13 protein-coding genes and 2 rRNA genes (1 of these 15 running past the window's edge) are annotated in these 18,690 nt (G+C 69.5%); 4 read left to right on the forward strand and 11 right to left on the reverse strand.

Going from position 1 to position 18,690, the window contains the following annotated elements; all coding sequences use genetic code 11:
• Together RAB70_RS04080 and rrf are read left to right on the forward strand one after the other, a co-directional pair.
• A 23S ribosomal RNA gene (locus RAB70_RS04080) occupies window positions 1-426 on the forward strand (it extends 2,454 nt beyond the left edge of the window).
• A gap of 156 nt (window positions 427-582) precedes the next feature.
• Window positions 583-697: ribosomal RNA gene (rrf, locus tag RAB70_RS04085) — 5S ribosomal RNA — on the forward strand.
• A gap of 357 nt (window positions 698-1,054) precedes the next feature.
• Here the strand turns inward: rrf and RAB70_RS04090 are convergent.
• The 10 genes from RAB70_RS04090 to RAB70_RS04135 form a co-directional block, all read right to left on the reverse strand.
• Entirely contained in the window at window positions 1,055-2,155 is a 1,101-nt protein-coding gene (locus RAB70_RS04090; RefSeq protein ID WP_225851645.1) for an alginate lyase family protein, read from the reverse strand.
• 380 nt (window positions 2,156-2,535) lie between these two features.
• Window positions 2,536-3,891 (reverse strand): substrate-binding domain-containing protein, encoded by a 1,356-nt coding sequence (locus RAB70_RS04095; RefSeq protein WP_148829063.1) that lies wholly within the window; start codon window positions 3,889-3,891, stop codon window positions 2,536-2,538.
• Window positions 3,892-4,042: 151 nt separating this feature from the next.
• Window positions 4,043-4,918 (reverse strand): methylglyoxal synthase, encoded by an 876-nt coding sequence (locus RAB70_RS04100; protein WP_148829062.1) that lies wholly within the window; start codon window positions 4,916-4,918, stop codon window positions 4,043-4,045.
• 107 nt (window positions 4,919-5,025) lie between these two features.
• Entirely contained in the window at window positions 5,026-6,081 is a 1,056-nt protein-coding gene (locus RAB70_RS04105) for a glycoside hydrolase family 5 protein (protein ID WP_148829061.1), read from the reverse strand.
• Between the two features lie 352 nt (window positions 6,082-6,433).
• Window positions 6,434-7,486, reverse strand: a complete 1,053-nt coding sequence (locus RAB70_RS04110; protein WP_148829060.1) for a glycoside hydrolase family 5 protein — start codon at window positions 7,484-7,486, stop codon at window positions 6,434-6,436.
• Window positions 7,487-7,745: 259 nt separating this feature from the next.
• The gene (locus tag RAB70_RS04115) at window positions 7,746-8,804 is read right to left on the reverse strand and encodes a glycoside hydrolase family 5 protein (protein WP_148829059.1); all 1,059 of its coding nucleotides are present in this window, start codon (window positions 8,802-8,804) and stop codon (window positions 7,746-7,748) included.
• A 283-nt stretch (window positions 8,805-9,087) separates the two neighbouring features.
• On the reverse strand, window positions 9,088-9,423 hold the full coding sequence (locus RAB70_RS04120) for a hypothetical protein (RefSeq protein WP_148829058.1): 336 nt from the start codon (window positions 9,421-9,423) through the stop codon (window positions 9,088-9,090).
• Entirely contained in the window at window positions 9,378-10,868 is a 1,491-nt protein-coding gene (locus RAB70_RS04125; RefSeq protein WP_148829057.1) for an FAD-dependent oxidoreductase, read from the reverse strand. Before RAB70_RS04125 ends, RAB70_RS04120 begins: the two co-directional genes overlap by 46 nt.
• A 207-nt stretch (window positions 10,869-11,075) precedes the next feature.
• Entirely contained in the window at window positions 11,076-15,533 is a 4,458-nt protein-coding gene (gene gltB / locus RAB70_RS04130; RefSeq protein WP_148829056.1) for a glutamate synthase large subunit, read from the reverse strand.
• Between the two features lie 321 nt (window positions 15,534-15,854).
• Entirely contained in the window at window positions 15,855-16,250 is a 396-nt protein-coding gene (locus RAB70_RS04135; protein ID WP_148829055.1) for an I78 family peptidase inhibitor, read from the reverse strand.
• A gap of 341 nt (window positions 16,251-16,591) precedes the next feature.
• Here RAB70_RS04135 and RAB70_RS04140 point away from each other — a divergent pair, with 341 nt between their 5' ends.
• Entirely contained in the window at window positions 16,592-17,872 is a 1,281-nt protein-coding gene (locus RAB70_RS04140; RefSeq protein ID WP_408068854.1) for a DNA topoisomerase IB, read from the forward strand.
• A gap of 45 nt (window positions 17,873-17,917) precedes the next feature.
• Here RAB70_RS04140 and RAB70_RS04145 read toward each other — a convergent pair whose 3' ends face one another.
• Window positions 17,918-18,274: a hypothetical protein gene (locus RAB70_RS04145; RefSeq protein ID WP_148829820.1), complete on the reverse strand. Its 357-nt coding sequence runs from the start codon at window positions 18,272-18,274 to the stop codon at window positions 17,918-17,920.
• Window positions 18,275-18,413: 139 nt separating this feature from the next.
• On the opposite strand from RAB70_RS04145, the gene RAB70_RS04150 reads away from it, so the two are divergent.
• The gene (locus RAB70_RS04150; RefSeq protein ID WP_148829819.1) at window positions 18,414-18,647 is read left to right on the forward strand and encodes a hypothetical protein; all 234 of its coding nucleotides are present in this window, start codon (window positions 18,414-18,416) and stop codon (window positions 18,645-18,647) included.
• Window positions 18,648-18,690: the final 43 nt, after the last annotated feature.

Below are 18,690 nucleotides of genomic sequence, written 5' to 3' on the forward strand. Positions count from 1 at the left end.
TATCGACGGCGGTGTTTGGCACCTCGATGTCGGCTCATCACATCCTGGGGCTGTAGTCGGTCCCAAGGGTATGGCTGTTCGCCATTTAAAGTGGTACGCGAGCTGGGTTCAGAACGTCGTGAGACAGTTCGGTCCCTATCTGCCATGGGCGTTGGAGATTTGAGAGGGGCTGCTCCTAGTACGAGAGGACCGGAGTGGACGAACCTCTGGTGTTCCGGTTGTCACGCCAGTGGCATTGCCGGGTAGCTATGTTCGGAAGCGATAACCGCTGAAAGCATCTAAGCGGGAAGCGCGCCTCAAGATGAGATCTCCCGGGACACAAGTCCCCTAAAGGAACCATGTAGACTACGTGGTTGATAGGTCAGGTGTGTAAGTGCAGCAATGCATTGAGCTAACTGATACTAATGATCCGTGCGGCTTGACCATATAACCTCAAGATGCTTCCTCATAAGCATCCCTTAGCGCGACACACGTCGATCGCTCTCACTCGCTCGCTACATCACACCCCATGAGAGGCTGGCGCCCTTGCCGTCCTCGGTCCAACAACCGAGAACACGCACGCGGCGACACTCCAACCGTCTCCCTGGTGAAATTAGCGCTGTGGAACCACCCGATCCCATCCCGAACTCGGAAGTGAAACGCAGCTGCGCCGATGGTAGTGTGGCTCAAGCCATGCGAGAGTAGGTCATCGCCAGGGGCTTTACCCCAAATCCCCGTCCCACTAGGACGGGGATTTTTTATTGCGCCTGGAAAAAACCAACCCGACCCCGCGGCGACTTGCCACCCGGGGGCTGCGCGCCGTACCCTCACCCCAACCCCTCTCCCGGCGGGAGAGGGGCTTGGTTCTTCCTTCTCCTGTCGGGACCATGGCCCCCTTTTCGGGGGAAGGTGCCCCGCATGGGCTGATAAGGCCAAACCCCTGCGACCACCTCCCGCGCCGCTGTGCCGCGCGATGAGATGTGCGATGGCTCGCATCGAGACCTGTCGCGTCGCGGACCCTCCGTGATGCCGTGGCTGAGCACCTGCACTCTGATGCCGTCGGAGTCGACGGAAGCTAGCGCGGTAAATCGGGCAATGTGCTGATCGCCAGGCGCCAGGGTGGCGTCCCGTGGCCGAGTTGCCGCGCCAGTTGCACGCACGCCGGATCGTAGGCCGCAGCAAGCACCAGCAGCGATTCCGCCCCCTCCGCGGCATACGGCTTGCCGATCACGTGGCCCGCTTCCCCGTTGTCCGAGCGCGCCTTGTCGAACGGCACCTGGCTGCCCACGAACTCCGCGTGGCTGCGATCGCCGCGCAGATACGGCAGCAGCCAGTCGACGCTGCGCGCCAGCGATGCGCCGTTCGGTGCGCGCCAGTGGTACAGATCCTCACCGCGTTCGGAGAACAGCAGTGCCAGCGTCACCAGCGGACGCAGGTCGTAGACGTGGTAGGACAGCGCATCGCGCTCGACGAAGTCGATGCTGCGGCCGTCGGGCAACAGGTTGTCTGCGATCTGCTGACGAAAGCCGGTGCGGGCGTAGTCCAGCAAGCGCTGATCGTCGAGCGCGGCGCCAATCATGCCCACGGTCTTCAGCCGATGGCTGTGCCAGTTGTTGGTGGCGGTCTTGCGCTTGAGATCGCGCGAGCCGATTTCGGCATCGGCGATCTTTCGCATCCATGCATCGATGGCGCGGCGTTGCGCGTCCGGCAACGTCGGGCGGACGATGCGGTAGGCGAAGATCGCCGGTTCCAACCCGGTCTCGTCGATCGGATTGCCGTTGGGCACATTGCGCGCGGCCCATTGCGCGAGCTGGTCGCCGGCGGCCAGCGCGTCGGCGTGCTCGCCGTCCAGGGCGTAGCGCAGCGCCAGCGCCTGGATGCGCGGCATGTCGCCCAGGCTGGTTTCGGTCGCCGCCTTCACTGGATCGCCGCGCAGGCGGCCGCCAGTGCTCAGCGTCTCGAGCGGATGTGCCCCCTGCGCGCGTGCCGCATCGGCCAGTCGGGCCTGCGTCGCCTCGATCTCGCGCCAGGCTGCATCGGTTGAAGCCGACGCGTGCAACTGTTGCCATTGCTCCGCGGTCGGCCACAGCCGCTGCACCGCGGCGGCAGGCGTGCTGTGGGTCAGCAGGAGTCCGGCGAGCACCACGCCGAGACCGGCGTGCGATGAGCGAAGCATGGCGATCTCCGGAAGCGCTGGCGAGGGTGTCGGGCGACTGTAGGCGCGATGCGGTGAACGCCGGATGGCCCGAGTCCGGGAGCACGGTCGCCCGCATGCGCTCGCCGATGCGCGGATGGCGACGGGTCGTATCGGCGCCAGCGCGGCGTCACGCGCGCGCGGCTGGCAATGCCTGACAACGCGCTAACCTCCCAGCTTCCGCCGGCGAGGGCGCTTCGCGCTGCGTACCCTCACCCCAACCCCTCTCCCGACGGGAGAGGGGCTTCTGCGTTCCCTTCTCCTCCCCGGACCACGGCCTGCTTTTCGGGGGAAAGGTTCCGAAGGGGACGAGCGGCCGAGCGATGTCGTGCCTAACCGGCCGCAACCACGCTCCGACTGCCCTATCGCGCCCGATCCAGCAACCACAGTTCGACGCGCTCGTTGCGCGCCTTGGCCGCGGCGTCTTCGCCGCCGATCAGCGGATGCAGTGCGCCGAGACCACGTACCCGTTCCACGGCGACACCGCGTTGCACCAGGTACGCGGCGACCACGTCGGCGCGGTCGTTGCTGGCGATGGTCGGGTACAGCCGGTTGGCGCTGTCCGGTGTGGCGAAGCCGATCACCGCCAGGGCGCGGCCGTGCATCGCCGGCTGTTGCATGAAGGCGACCAATCGGTCGAGATCCTGGGCGCTGCGCGCTTCGTACATGCCATTGAGCGACTGCAGGCTGAAACGCAGCGTGGTGGTCAGGCGCCGGGCGCCGGTGCTGGCCTGCGCGTAGGTAGCATCCGCGCGGGCAGCGGTGGTGCCGCTCTGCGGCGTGGCCGGATCGACGTCGATCGCCATGGAAATCGGGCCAAGCCGGCGCACCAGCTGTTGCGCCTGCGGACCGAGGGCGTACAGGGCCAGGCTGCGGCCGAGCGCCGACATCATCTGGCCGCCGTACAGGCTATAGCGCTGCACCAAGGGATAGTCCTCGCCGCGCACGGCCGCTGCCGTCGGGAGCACCGCGATACCGCCGTCGGCGATGGCCAGCGCACGTGTGCCGGCCGGCACCGGCGTGGTCAACCCGACGATCGCCAGTGCGTCGGAATGGCCGACGACGGCGCGTGCCGCCTCGGCCAGGTCGGCATGCAGGACGTTCCCCGGCATGCGCACCGCCGGCAGCCCCAGGCGTTCGCGCAGGAAGTCGTCGAGACCGCCGGGGATGGCACTGCGGTGCAGCGCGATCGGCAGGTCCGCGCCGCCGAGTTGCGACCAGCGCGTGGTCCGGCCGCTCAGGATGTCGCGCAGCTGCGCGACGCTCAGCGTGGCGATGGGGTTGTCGGCGGCGACCAGCACCCGCGCGCCATCCAGGGCGACGACGAACTGTTGGTCCGGCGAGCCCAGGTCGCCGAGCTGCCAGGCGGCCTCGCGTTCGCGCGCATCGGGCTGACGCGCCAGCATCGCCAGCTCGGCGTCGCCATGCACCAGGTCGGCGATGCCGGCGGCCGAGCCGGTGCCGGCGATCTCGACCACCAGCGGCGCATCGTCCCGCACCGCGGCGATCTCCAGCGTCGTCGCATCGACGCGACGACGTTGCAGTTGCCGGTAGCCCATGCTCTGCAGCCAGGCTTCCACCAGCGCCGGCATCAGCCGCGCGCCGAGGCTGTTGGAACCGTGTACGCGCAGGCGCTCGGCCGGTTGCGCGGACGCGGACGGCAGCGCGCACAGCGCTGCTGCGCCGAGCAGCAGCAGGCGCAGGGTGAAACGCAACATGGGATCCCCCCTGGGATCTGGACAGGCGCGGCAGTGTTGGCGATCGGCGTGACATCGCAGTGACTGTGCGCATGGTCACGCACGACAACGCGGCGTCGCGGCCTGTCCTGTCAGCGGTCCGCGCGCGGCGCGATCGCGCGCGTCGAAAACCTCAGGCCGATGCGAGCCGGCGTGCGGCGGCCTGCGCCCAGCGCGCGGCGATCGCCGGCGAGGTGATGCACACGGCGCTGTCGGTGACCGTGGTCACCGCGCGTTCCAGCAGTTGGATGTCGGCCTCGTGCTGACGCGCGACGTGCGGATCCTCGAAGAAGATCGCGCGGTGGCAGCGCCGTTCCAGCACGCGATCGGCGATCTGCGCGTCGCCGCCCATCGGGCCGCTCTGGTAGCGCTGCACCCACGCCTGGCCTTGCGGCCAGCCGCGGCTCCAGGCCAGTTCGTTGAGCCGCTGCCCGGTGGTGCCGGTGGCCACGCGCTCGGCGAAGCGCGACAGCAGATCGAAATGTTCGCTGGCGAAGGCCAGCATCTGCGGTTTCATCGCATCGTGCGCGATCAGCGCCAGGGTCTGCCGCTGCAGCGCGTACAGGTCGTCGGCGCCGGCGTCGGCGGCCAGCCCGGCGTGGACGCGCTCCATCTCCACCCAATCGCGGGCGCTGGCCACGGTGGAAATGAACGGCTTGCCGTGGATCACGCACTGGCGCTTGAGCGCGATCGCCTCGGGAAAGATCGAGGACGGGTCGACCGGATCGATCAGGTAGATGGCGCCGTCGAGGGTCCGCTCGGCGCCTTCCAGTCCGACGACTTCGGCCACCAGTTTCATCAGCCCGCCCTCGCGGCCGAACGGGTAGCGCTTGAGGCCGGCATGGCCGGCCAGCAAACCGGCCCGGATGATCGCCTCGTGGGTGCGGCCGACCGCGTGCAGGCCGAGCTGCAGCTCGCGGATGCCGGCCTCGCTGGCGCGCAGCCAGCGGAACAGCGCGGCATCCTTGCCCTGGTGGTGCAGTCGGTTGGCGGCCAGGCCCAGGCGCATGCGTCGATCCCTGCGGAAGAGGTGCGACAGTCTGCGCCCGATCGCGGTGTCGACTCAATCGCCACGCGATCGCCGGGCCGCTGCTGCGCGTGCCGGCCCTGGCGCTGTCACTGCGTGACCTGCTGCGCGCGCACCGCCAGCACGTCCATCTGTGGCTTGTCGGCGCCGCTCTTGTCCGGCTGCAGGTTGAACGCATAGTCGCTTCGCCACCACACGCCGCCGGCCCAGGCGGTCCAGCCCAGCCAGACGTCGCCGTTGTCGTGGACGTAGCCGAGCATGGTGTCGAGCGCCGCCAGGCAGGTGGGATCGCTGCTGCCGCCGAACTCGCCGAGGAAGCCGCGATAGCCGTTGGCGCGCAGCCATTGTGTGAACCCTTGCAGGCGTTCCGCACCGATGCTGGTGCTGACGCAGGCGGCGCTGGTGCCGGACGAGTCGGGATCCAGGTACTGATGCACTTCGAACGCCAGGTTGCCGGCCGGGTCGTGGACCGTCAGCAATCCCTGCGCGTTGGACACGCCGTACCAGGTGCTGTTCCAGCTGTGCGCGCCGCTGAAGGCGGTGCCGGGCACCAGGATCAGATTGTCGGCGCCGGTGCCACGGATCGCATCGATCGACGCCTGCGCGATGGCCGCCCAATCGCCGGAGGCGAGGCCATTGGGCTCGTTCATCAGCCCGAATGCCACGCTGGCATCGTTGCCGAAGACCAGCGCCAGGCGCCGCCACAGATCGGCCAGCGCCGCCGCCGGCACCGCGTCGCCGCCGATGCGCACGCCGTCGTACTTGGCGTAGTTGTGCACGTCCAGGATCAGTTGCAGGTTGTAGCGCCTGGCGCGTTCGACCGCGGTGCGCAGCGCGTCGAGTTGCGCGGGGTCGAGCGGGCCGTTGGCTTGGGGCTGCAGTCGCTCCCACAGGAACGGCAGGCGCACGATGTTCATGCCCTGCGCCGCGGTGTACGCGTAGTCGGCGTCGGTGGGATACACATAGTCCTTGAACAGCACGCCGGGCTTCTTCGCCGAGTTGAACTCGGCGCCGGCCAGGTTGATGCCGGCATAGCGCAGCGTCTGCTGCGCGTGGGCGAACGGCGCGCAGGCGGCCAGGAGCAGGCACAGCGCGGCACGCTGCCGCCATTGCGGGGAGCGGAAAAAACGGGAACTGCGTGGCATGACGGATCCTTCGTGGGGAAAGAGCGGCAGGCGCCGCCGCGATGCGGCGTGCGCGGCCGTGCACCACGTTGCAACCGCCATGCCAGAGCGATCGAGGTCATCGGAAATATGCGACGCATTGCACGTCGCACGCCATGCGGGCACCTCGAATCACCTGCTTGCGTACAACTCGGCGGATGCACGTTGCTCTGTAGGAGAGGCTTAAATCCGCAACGGCGCGTGCCCAGGCAAAAGCCCGCTGCCGCTGAGCCGGTGAAAGGGCACGCGCCGCCCCTCGCAGACCATGTCCCGACGTGACTTGGGGTGCCTAGTTGTCGGCGTGCGCCACGGCGTTGTCACGCATGCGCCGCGCTCAGCGCGTGATGCGCTGTGCCCAGGGCGCGAGGATCGCCATCTGCGGACGGTCGTGGCCGTCGGCGTCGGGTTGCACGTTGAACGGATAGTCGGCGCGCCACCAGGCGCCGCCGGCCCAGTAGCTCCAGCCCAGCCACAGCGTCGGGTGCTGCGCGATGTCGGCCAGCATGCCGTCCAGCGCGCGCCGGCAGGTGGGAGTGTCGGCGGCAGCGAATTCGCCGAGAAAGCCGAGATGGCCGGTCTGCTGCAGCCAGTCGGTGAAGGCGCGCAGGCGTTGGACGCCGATGTTGTCGCTCACGCAGACCGGGCTGGTGCCGCTGGAATCGACGTCCAGGTACTGGTGCACTTCGATCGCCACGCGCTGCAGCGGGTCGTGTAGCGTCGCCAGCGCGCTGGCGTTCGAGGAGCCGTCCACCGGCGTGTACCAGCTGTGCGCGCCGGTCCACAGCGCGCCCGGCACCAGGATCAGGTTGCTGGCGCCGGTGGCGCGGATCGCATCGACCGCGGCCTGCGCGGCGGTGGCCCACGCGGCCGGGGTGATGCCGTGCGGCTCGTTCATCAGCCCGAACACCACCGCATTGTCGTTGCCGTAGGCGCGTGCCAGACGCTGCCACAGGTCGACGAAGGCGGCGACCGGCAGGCCGCTGCTGCCGATGAGGCGGCCGTCGTGGCGCGCGTAGTTGTGGATGTCCACGATCACGTACATGCCCTGCGCCTTGGCCTGCTGCACGGCGTCGTCGATCAGCGCCAGTTGCGCGGCGTCGAGCGGGCCGCGCGGTTGCGGCTGCAGGCGTTCCCAGCGCACCGGCAGGCGCAGCAGGTTCATGCCCTTGCCGGCGAAGTAGGTGTAGTCGCTGCTGCGCGGATAGGTGTAGTCGACTCCGACGATGCCGGGAATCTTCGACGGCGCGATCTCGGCACCGGACAGGTTGACGCCGGCGAAGCGCAGCGCCTCCTGCGCCTGCAACGACGACAGCGGAACGGATAGGCACAGCAGCAGCGCGGCACGCCAGGCGTGCCGCGACCGCCGCCGCAAGGTGCGCGCGATCATGGCGAGTCTCCTTCGGCATCAGAGGGGGAACCCGGCCGAGGAGATGCCAGGCCGGGCTGATGACTACGGTGTGCGGACACCGTAGTGCATTGCCGAGGACGAGGCGATGCGCTGCGTGCGCGCATGCATGGATCTGTGCGGCGATTGGCAGCGCGAACCGGTACTGGATCGCGCTGCATGTGCTATGCCAGGCGTGCGCGTCGCACACGTTGCATGGCGTGTTGCCGCGTTGCCGACACGCGGCGCCGGCAGCGACGGCTCACTTCTTGCCGGTGATCTCGCGCGCGTACTTGGACAGGATCTCCATCTGCGGCTTCTCGCTGCCGTCCTTGCCGGGCTGCACATTGAACGGATAGTCGGGCTTCCACCACGCACCTGCGGCCCACCAGGTCCAACCGAGAATCACGTCGTCGTTCTTCTGCATGTAGCTGAGCATGTTCTCCAGCGCCTGATCGCAGGTGGGCGTATTCGCGGTGGCGAACTCGCCGATGAAGCCGACCTTCTTGTTCTCGCGCAACCAGCTGACGAAGCCGGCCAGCTTCTCGGCGCCGGCGGTGGCGCTGACGCACTCGCCCTTGGTGCCGCTGTTGTCGCGGTCCAGGTACTGGTGCGCTTCGAACGCCATGCGGTTGCGCGGATCCTTCAGCGGCTGCAGGGCCACCGCGTTGGGCGTGCCATAGGCGGTGCTGCGCCAGCTGTGCGCGCCGGTGTAGGCGGTGCCCGGCACCAGGATCAGGTTGTTGGCGCCGGCCTTGCGGATGGCATCGATCGCCGCCTGCGCCGCGCTGGCCCAGTCGGTCGAGGAGACTGCGTTGGGCTCGTTCATCAGCCCGAAGATGACGTGGTCGTCGCTCTTGAACTCCTTGGCCAGGCGCCGCCACAGGTCGGCGAACACCTCGTCCGGGGCGCCGGCGCTGCCGACCAGCGCGCCGTTGTACTTGGCGTAGTTGTGCGGGTCCAGGATCAGGTACAGGTGGTTGGCCTTGGCCTGCTCCACCGCTTTCTTCAACAGCGCCAGTTGCGCCGGGTCGAACTCGCCCTTGGCGGTGGGCTGCAGGCGCTCCCACAGGAACGGCAGGCGGATGGTGTTCATGCCCTTGCTGGCGAAGTAGCTGTAGTCGCCGGCGGTCGGGTAGGTGTAGTCCTTGTACAGCACACCGGGCTTCTTGCCGGAGTTGAACTCGGCGCCGGACAGGTTGACGCCGGCGTACTTGAGCACGCTGCGGCCTTCGGCGGCGGCGTTGCAGGCGACGGTGGCGAGCAGCAGTGCCAGCGGCAGGGAACGCCAGCGCGGGGAACACGACGAGGAAAGCGACATGGGGGAGCTTCCTGGAGTGAGGGAGACGCCGTCCGCGTCGGGGGAGCGCGGAGCGGCAGGCGCAAGCGTGCAAGGATCGCGCCCGTGATCGCCAGCCTGCACGCACCCGTGTTAGCCCGGCATTCACCTGGCGCGGACACGCTGCGCGCGGACGTCGGCGGCGTCACATCAGGTGCGTGGTGCAGCCGTCGGCAGCGGCGTGATCGAGGTCGCGGCCATGCTTCCATCGCCGGCGCGCCAGGTTGGACTAGCGGCGAAGGATGAGCGGTGGAGAAGGTGTTCGCTAGATGCCAGCGACGCTACCTGCGCGGTGGTGGTGGCGTTGGTGAAGGCGATCGCTGCCGGCGGCGGCGGTGGCGAGGCGGTAGCGTTCGACGAGGTCCATGCCGAGGCCAGCGCAGGCGCTGGCGACGTGGCTGGAGGCCGGCCGCTCCAGGCGACTTCGACTTTCGGCGAATGCGGAGCGCAGCGGTTCGGCGATGCGGTCGAAGGTCGCATCGCCCAGTCGAGCAAGTATTGCCGTCGTCGTCGCCGCCGAACTAACCGAACGCTGCAGCAGCCTCGCAGCGTCGCTCAGGCCGCAGCCTGGGTCGTCACCGGCAGGCGGTTGCCGATCCATTCGGCGATGCTGGCCGCGGCATCGCGGCCTTCGGCCACCGCAGTCACCACTAGGTCGGCGCCGCGCACGGCGTCGCCGCCAGCGAACAGTTTCGGGTTGGTGGTCTGGTACGGCAGGCGGCCGCTGCCGTCGGGCTCGCTGCCGCCGGCGAGGATGCGGCCGTTGGCGGTACCTTCCACGCCCTGCGCCGCCAGCCACTCCGGCACGCTCGGCGAGAAGCCGAAGGCGATGATGACCACGTCCGCGTCCAGCAGCGATTCGCTGCCTTCCACCGGCACCGCGGCCTGGCGCCCGCGCGCATCCGGCTCGCCCAGACGGGTCTGCACCACGCGTACGCCGGCCAGGTTGCCGGCGGCATCGGCTTCCACCGCCAGCGGCTGGCGGTTGAACAGGAAGCGCACACCTTCCTCGCGCGCATTGGCCACCTCGCGCGCCGAGCCGGGCATGTTGGCCTCGTCGCGGCGGTAGGCGCAGGTGACCTTGGCCGCGCCCAGGCGGATCGCGCTGCGCACGCAGTCCATGCCGGTATCGCCGCCGCCCAGCACCACCACGCGCTTGCCGCTCAGGTCGGGCAGCGCGATCTTGTCTTCCCAGCCGGCGATCGGCCGGCCCCAGGGATCGTTGCCGCCGACGATGCGGCTGTTCTGCACCAGGAACGGCAGCGCCGGCAGTACGCCGGGCAGGTCCTGGCCGGGCAGGCCGCCATCGGTGTAGCGGTAGGCGCCGGTGCCCAGGAACACCGCGTCGTACTCCTCCAGCAACTGCTCCAGGCTCACGTCGCGGCCGATCTCCACGCCCAGGCGGAACTGCACGCCCATGCCTTCGAGCACTTCGCGGCGCTTGCCGATCACGCTCTTGTCCAGCTTGAAGCTGGGGATGCCGAACTGCAGCAGCCCGCCGATCTGCTCGTAGCGGTCGTACACCACCGCCTGGATGCCGGCGCGGGCCAGGCGGTCGGCGCAGCTGAGCCCGGCCGGGCCGGCGCCGATCACCGCCACGCGCTTGCCGGTGGGTTCGACCTGGCTCAGATCCGGGCGCCAGCCGTTATTGAGCGCGGTATCGACGATGTACTTCTCCACCGCGCCGATGGTGACCGCGCCGAATTCCTCCAGTGTGCAGCTGCCTTCGCACAGGCGGTCCTGCGGGCACACCCGGCCGCACACCTCCGGCAGCGGATTGGTGCTGTGGCACAGCGCCGCGGCCTCTTCGATGCGGTTCTCCTGCACCAGCTGCAGCCACTGCGGGATGGCGTTGTGCACCGGGCACTTCCAGCTGCAGTACGGGTTGCCGCAATCCAGGCAGCGCCCGGCCTGGTACTGCGCATCGGCCTTGTCGAACTTGCCGTACAGCTCGTTCCAGTCGCCGGAGGTGCGCAGTTCCACCGGAATGCGTTGCGGCATCTGCCGGGGCAGGTCGAGGAACTGGAAGGCGTGCTTGCGGCTCATAAAAGAATCCGTGGCGTAATCCCTTCTCCCACCGGGAGAAGGTGCCCCGAAGGGGCGGATGAGGGTACGGGGTACGCGTGTTACGTAGGGAATCGCGAATGGGGAATGGGGAATGGCAAAAGCGAATCTGCGCGCGCGATCGGAAACTGGGGGAGCCGGGCTTTTACCATTCCCGATTCTCCATTCCCGATTCCCGGCGCGCCGCCATCAAGCGGCGCGCCTCAGCGACTCAGTCAACGACTCGATGCTCGCCGCCTTCGGTTTGACCAGCCAGAACTTGCCGACGTAGTCGCGGAACTCGTCGAGGATCTGCTGCGCCCAGATGCTGCCGGTCAGTTCGCGGTGGCGGCTGATCAGCTTGTGCAGGTGCTGGCGGTGGCTCTCGAAGCCTTCGGCGGAGATGCGGTGGATGTCGATCAGTTCGTGGTTGTAGCGGTCGACGAAGTCGCGGTCCACGTCGAGCACGTAGGCCAGGCCGCCGGTGAAGCCGGCGCCGAAGTTCAGGCCGACCTTGCCGAGCACCAGCACGATGCCGTCGGTCATGTATTCGCAGCAGTGGTCGCCGGCGCCCTCGATCACCGCCAGCGCGCCGGAGTTGCGCACCGCGAAGCGCTCGCCGGCGCGGCCGGCCGCGTACAGCTCGCCGCCGGTGGCGCCGTACAGGCAGGTGTTGCCGATGATCGCGGTGCTGCGCGCCTCGAAACGCGCGCCGCGCGGCGGACGCACCACCAGGCGGCCGCCGGCCATGCCCTTGCCGACGTAGTCGTTCGCCTCGCCTTCCAGCTCCAGGTGCAGGCCGCCGGCGTTGAACGCGCCGAAGCTCTGCCCGGCCGAGCCGCGGAAGCGCAGGGTCAGCGGCGCATCGTCCATGCCATGGTTGCCGTGGACGCGGGCGATGGCGCCGGACAGGCGCGCGCCGATCGAACGGTCGGTGTTGTGGATCAGGAAGCGATGGTCGCCGCCGCGCTTGTGCGCAATGGCGTCGGCGAGCAGGCCGTCCATCTGCGTGGCCAGGCTGTCCGGCGATTCGTACAGGCGCTGCGCGGCGCAGTGGCCGCCGTCATGACGCACGTCCTTGAGCAGCCGCGACAGGTCCACGCGCACGCCTTCGCGCGGCGAGATGTCCAGTTGCTGCAGCAGTTCGGTGCGGCCGACGATCTCGTCCAGCGAGCGCACGCCCAGGTACGAGAGCCATTGCCGCACTTCCTCGGCCAGCAGCCGGAAGAAGTTCTCCACGCGCTCGGGCAGGCCGACGAAGTGGTTGGCGCGCAGGCGCTCGTCCTGGGTGGCCACGCCGGTGGCGCAGTTGTTGAGGTGGCAGATGCGCAGGTACTTGCAGCCGAGCACGATCATCGGCCCGGTGCCGAAGCCGAAGCTGTCCGCACCCAGGATCGCCGCCTTGACCACGTCCAGGCCGGTCTTCAGGCCGCCGTCGGTCTGCAGGATGGTGCGCGTGCGCAGGTCGTTGACGACCAGCGCCTGGTGCGACTCGGCCACGCCCAGTTCCCACGGCACGCCGGCGTAGCGGATCGAGCTGACCGGGCTGGCGCCGGTGCCGCCGTCGTGGCCGGACACGGTGATCAGGTCGGCGCCGGCCTTGACCACGCCGGCGGCGATGGTGCCCACGCCGGCATGGCTGACCAGCTTCACCGACACCAGCGCGCTGGGATTGACCTGCTTGAGGTCGTAGATCAGCTGCGCCAGGTCTTCGATCGAGTAGATGTCGTGGTGCGGTGGCGGCGAGATCAGGCCGATGCCCGGCTTGGCGTAGCGCAGCCGCGCGATCAGTTCGTTGACCTTGTGCCCGGGCAGCTGGCCGCCTTCGCCGGGCTTGGCGCCCTGCGCGACCTTGATCTGCAGCACCTCGGCGTTGACCAGGTATTCGGGGGTGACGCCGAAGCGCCCGGAGGCCACCTGTTTGATCTTGGAGCGCTTCTCGGTGCCGTAGCGCGCCGGGTCTTCGCCGCCTTCGCCGGAATTGCTGCGCCCGCCGAGGCGGTTCATCGCGATCGCCAGCGCCTCGTGCGCCTCCGGCGACAGCGCGCCGAGGCTGATCGCGGCGGTGTCGAAGCGACGCAGCAGGTCCTCGGCCGGCGCCACCTCGTCCAGCGGCGTCGGCGTCTCGGCGCGCTTGAGCTGCAGCAGGTCGCGCAGGGCCGAGGCCGGGCGCCCGTGCACCGCGGCGGCGTAGGCGTCCCAGTCGGCCTGCAGGCCGCTGCGGGTGGCGCGCTGCAGGGTCAGCACCACGTCCGGGTTGTACATGTGGTACTCGCCGCCGTGCACGTACTTGAGCAGGCCGCCCACTTCCGGCTTGAGCAGGTCGTTCCAGGCGCGCGCGGCCAGCTGCCGCGCCTCGGTGTCCAGCCGCGCCAGGCCGACGCCGCCGATGCGCGCGGCGGTGTCCGGGAAGCACAGCGCCACCACGTCCGGATCCAGCCCGACGATCTCGAACAGCTGCGCGCCGCGGTAGCTGGCGATGGTGCAGATGCCCATCTTGGAGATGATCTTGGACAGGCCCTTGTAGATGCCCTTGCGGTACTTGCGGCCGATCTGGGTCTGCTCGCCGCCGCTCTTGAGCATGAGGATGCCGCGCCGGCCCAGGTCGAACAGGGTCTGGTAGGCCAGGTACGGATACACCGCGGTGGCGCCGAAGCCGAGCAGGCAGGCCATGTGGTGCGGATCGCGCGCGGTGCCGGTCTCGATGATCAGGTTGACGTCGCAGCGCAGGCCCACGCGCGAGAGGTGGTGGTGCACCGCGCCGGTGGCCAGCAGCGCATGCGCCATGGGCCGCTCCGGCACCGGGTAGCGGTCGGTCAGCAGCAGCATGACCTTACCGTCGCGCGCGGCCTGTTCGGCCTCGGCGCAGATGCGCTTGAGGCCGGCCTCCAGGCCTTCCTCGACGCTGTAGGACAGGTCGATCTGCGCGTTGCGGGTCAAGTACTGCGGCATCTTCAGCAACTGCCGCAGCTTGCGCTGGCTGAGCACCGGCGAGTTGAGGATGACGTGGTTCACCGTCTCCGGGCCGGCATGGAAGATGTTGGTCTCCTTGCCGAGCTGGGTGGTCAGCGACATCACGCAGTCTTCCCGCAGCGGGTCGATCGGCGGGTTGGTGACCTGCGCGAAGGCCTGGCGGAAGTAGTCGTACAGCGGCCGGGTGTGGCGGCTGAGCACCGCCATCGGGGTGTCGTCGCCCATCGAGCCGGTGGCTTCCTGCTCGGTCTCGGCCAGCGGCCGCAGCACCTGCTCCACTTCCTCGGTGCTGAGCTGGAACAGCTTGTGGTAGCTGCGCAGGGTGCGCTCGTCGAACGGCTCCTCGACCAGCGAGGGATCGATCAGTTCGGTCTGCAGGTAGGTCACGCCCTGCTGCAGCCATTGCTTGTACGGGGCACGGCCGCGGTTGATGCGGTCGATGGCGTCCGAATCGAGCAGGTCGCCGCGCTTGAGGTCGATGGCCATCATCTCGCCGGGGCCGAGCTTGCCCTTGCGGGTGACGCGCTCGGCCGGCAGTTCCCACACGCCGGCTTCGGAGGCGACCAGGAAGTGCCGATCGGAGGTCAGCATCCAGCGCGCCGGGCGCAGGCCGTTGCGGTCGAGCATGCATGCGGCGTAGCGGCCGTCGCAGGCGACGATGCCGGCCGGGCCGTCCCACGGCTCGGTGTTGAGGCCGTAGAACTCGTAGAACGCGGCCAGGTCGGCGTCCTTGAACTCCAGCGACTGCGTGGCCGGCGGCACCAGGATGCGCAGCGCCTGCAGCAGGTCCATGCCGCCGGCGACCAGCAGCTCGAGCATGTTGTCCAGGCTCTGCGAATCGGAGCCATGCATGGAGATCACCGGGTCCAGCTCGGCGATGTCGAAACGCGGGGTCTTCCACACCTTGCTGCGCGCCTGCGCCCAGTGCCGGTTGCCCTCGATGGTGTTGATCTCGCCGTTGTGCGCGAGCAGGCGGAACGGATGCGCCAGCGGCCAGCGCGGCAGCGTGTTGGTGGAGAAGCGCTGGTGGAACACGATGGCGCTGGAGGCCAGGTCGCTGCGCTGCAGGTCCGGGTAGAAGGTGCTGAGCTTGTCCGGCAGCACCATGCCCTTGTAGCTGATGCCGTTGGGCGAGAGCGTGGTGACGTAGAAATCGCCGACCTCGCGCAGGCGCTGCTCGGCGCGGCGGCGCGCCAGGAACAGGGCCAGGGCGAACGCGTCTTCACTCTGCTCGGCGCCGGCGTCGACGAACACCTGCTCGATGCGCGGCAGGGTGTCCTTGGCCAGTTGCCCGCACACCGCATCGTCGGTGGGGGTGAGACGCCAGCCGCACGGTCGCACGTCGACGCGGCGCAGTTCTTCTTCCAGCACCTGGCGGCAGCGCGCGGCGGCATCGGCATCGTCGCGCGGCAGGAACACGTTGCCGGCGGCGAAGCGCGCGCCGACCGCGATGCCGGCCTCGCGCGCCAGCGCGCGCAGGAACGGCTCGGGTTTGCGGATCAGCAGGCCGCAGCCGTCGCCGGTGAGGCCGTCGGCGGCGACGCCGCCGCGATGGGTCATGCGCGACAGTGCGGCGATGGCGGTATCCACCAGCGCCCGCGAAGGTTGGTCGTCGAGTTGCGCGACCATGCCGAAACCACAGGCATCGCGCTCGTCTTGGGGGTCGTAGAGCCCGTGGCGGTTGCGGGGGGCCATGTCTGCCTCTGAAAGCGATCCGAAGGAACGCGGCGACACTCGCCCCCGCTCTGTCCTGGAGCGCTTCTTGAGGTCACCGGAATCCCGACTAAAACATAGTTGGTGCGGTGCCGCAATACACCGTTACACCTGCAACTTCAGCGCTGGCGGCGGCGCTGTCGCCGCCGCCGCGCCGGGCGTCCTGGCGGCGCCCCCGGGCCTGTCCTTGTGCGTGCCCGGGACTGTGTCATTACCCGTCATGGACAGACGTCCACTCCCTCGCGCTTCCTTGCCCGGGCACGCGCAAGGGCGGCGCGACCTGCCCGGGAATGGGGACGGGCCCTAGCCGCAGCGCACGCCGGTGATCTGGTTCTTCTCGTCGACCTCGATGTTGAGCCGTTCGCCGTTGAACTCCATGGTCACTGCCTGGTTCGGCTTGAGCACGCGCGCGGTCTTGGCGCCGGTGTCGCTGCGTGCTTGGTCCAGCAGCGCCGGCGCGAAGGTTTGCCCAACCAGACCCTGCGCCTGCGAGGCATCGCAGGTGCCCACCGGTGGGGCGTCCGGCGCGTTGGCCGGGTCCGGCGCGGCGGCCTGCTGCGCGGCGGCCTGCGCCTTGGCGCTCACCTGTTCCTGCTCGTCCGGCGGCGGCGCGCCGCAGGCGGCCAGGGCCAGCGCCAGGCAGGCCGTGCCGAGCAGGCCGGCACGCGTTGACGCACGGGAGGAAAGGAGGTTGCTCATCGGGGCTCCTATGGATGGAGGGAAGAGGGGTGAAGCATAGAGCGTGTGATGCGCTTTGCGTCGCCGTCGTCTCGCCGGGCGACGGCAGGCGCCGGCGCAGCGCAGGTTCCGGTGGCGACAGGATCGGACACCGCGCGTTCGCCAGGCGTTAACCGGCACGCTGACACGCCTTGCGGGAATGGGTTGAGCCGCGACGCGTGACGTCCGATGCGAGCTGACCGCGTCAGGCCTCGGGACTGAAGTCCCTCCCACACGGACTGCAGCACCTTCCGCAGCGGTGGACCGACATGCCGCAGGCGGCGATCGCTCACGCGGCCTAGCCGCGGCACTGCCGACAATCGATGCTCGTGGAACCGGCGGCGCGGGCCGCGGTTCCGGCTTCCGGAGGTCCGATGTCCAACGCGTCCCGTTCCACCGCCGCGGCCGAGGCGGCGCGTGCCCGCCAGTCCCGCCAGGCCGCCAGCAGCGCCGGCCTGGTCTATGTCAGCGATCAGGAGCCGGGCATCGTCCGCCGCCGCGCCGGCAAGGGCTTCGGTTACCGCCTGCCGGACGGCAGCGCGGTGCGCGATGCGGCCACCCTGCAGCGCATCCGCCAGCTGGCGATCCCGCCGGCCTATACCGAAGTGTGGATCTGTACGCGCGACAACGGCCACCTGCAGGCCACCGGACGCGACGCGCGCCGGCGCAAGCAGTACCGCTACCACGCCGACTGGGCGCAGGTGCGCGGCGACGGCAAGTTCGAGCGCATCGTCGCCTTCGGCCAGGCCCTGCCGCGGCTGCGCCGGCGCCTGCGCCGCGACATGGCCCTGCCCGGCTACCCGCGCGACAAGGTGCTGGCGATGGTGGTGGCGCTGATGGCCGAGACCCTGGTGCGCGTGGGCAACGCCGAATACGCGCGCAGCAACCGCTCCTACGGCCTGACCACGCTGCGCAATCGCCACCTGGCGTTCGTGAAGGGCGGCCGTGCGCGGCTGCAGTTCCGCGGCAAGGGCGGCCAGGAGCACGACATCGAGGTCGACGACGTGCACCTGGTCAAGCTGATCCGTGGCTGCCAGCAATTGCCGGGGCAGGCGCTGTTCCAGTACCGCGACGACGACGGCCAGCTGCAGCCGGTGGATTCGGGCGAGGTCAACGCCTACCTGCGCGAGGCGATGGGCGAGAGCTTCACCGCCAAGGACTTCCGCACTTGGGGCGGCACCCGCGCCGCGCTGCAACGGCTGGCCGCGCTGCCGCTGCCCGACACCGGCGGCGAGCGCGCGCTGGCGCAGGCGCAGAACGCGGTGATCCGTGAGGTGGCCGAGGCGCTGGGCAATACCCCGGCGGTGTGCCGCAAGGCCTACATCGACCCGTGCGTGTTCGACGGCTGGCGCTGCGGTCGCCTGCACGGACTATGCGAGGGCGTGCGCGGCGAACGGCAGTGGGACCTGATCACGCTGAAGTACCTGGGCCGGGCACGCACCGCGGCACGCAAGGCGGCCAAGGCCGCCGGCCGCAGCTCGGCCAAGGCGCCGTCGCTGCGCAAGGGCGCGCGTGCTGCGCGCAAGGGCGCTGCGGCGGGCGCGCAGGGCAGCGGTACCCGCGCCAAGCGCAAGACCGCAACTCCCGCACGCAAGCGCGCCTGAGCACCGCGCCGCCGCGGGCGCGGCGGGCGGGCCCGGCAACGCGGATCAGCCGCAATACACAGTAGTGATGTTGTTGGTCGGGCCAACTTCGACGGTCAGCCGGTCGCCGCCGGTTTCGCGCGCGCCGCGGTTGGCGCTGTCCACGCCGCTGGAGGTGGCGCCGTTGTCGCTGACGCTGCTCTTGACTACCTGCACCTTGAGGCTGTCGCTGTCGACGCGGGCGCGTTCGACGGTCATGCGCGAGGCGGCCAGGCCGACCGCGCCGCGGACCTTGTCGATATGGCACTGGCCGGAGATGACGCCGTCGATCGGCTGCACCTGCGCCACCTGGGTGGTGCTGCAGGCGCCGAGCAGCAGCACGGCGGCGAACGGGGCGAGGCGGGCAAGCGGGTGGCGGATCATGGGGCGTCTCCTTCGATCGATGGCGCGAGCCTGTCGCGGCGCATGTTTGCGCCGCATGAAGAGATCGCGCCGGCGGTTTCACCGGTCGTGGCCGCCGCCGGGGCCAGACTCGGGATTCCCCCAGCAACCGGAGCCGATCATGGCCACCTGCGATGTCTGCGGAAACGACGACGACCAGGCCTTCACCCTGACCCAGGGCGCGCGCAGCGGTACCTTCGATTCGTTCGAGTGCGCCATCCACGCCTTCGCCCCGCGCTGCAGCCACTGCGAGTGCCGCATCGTCGGCCACGGCGTGCAGGCCGGCGAGCGCATGTTCTGCTGCGCGCATTGCGCCCAGCACGCCGGCGTCAGCGGTCTCGCCGACCGCGCCTGAGCGACGCCCGTTCCTTCCCTTCGAGGAGGACTGCGCGATTGCG

Origin of the sequence: Xanthomonas sontii, assembly GCF_040529055.1 — a bacterium.
GTDB classification, from domain to species: domain Bacteria; phylum Pseudomonadota; class Gammaproteobacteria; order Xanthomonadales; family Xanthomonadaceae; genus Xanthomonas_A; species Xanthomonas_A sontii.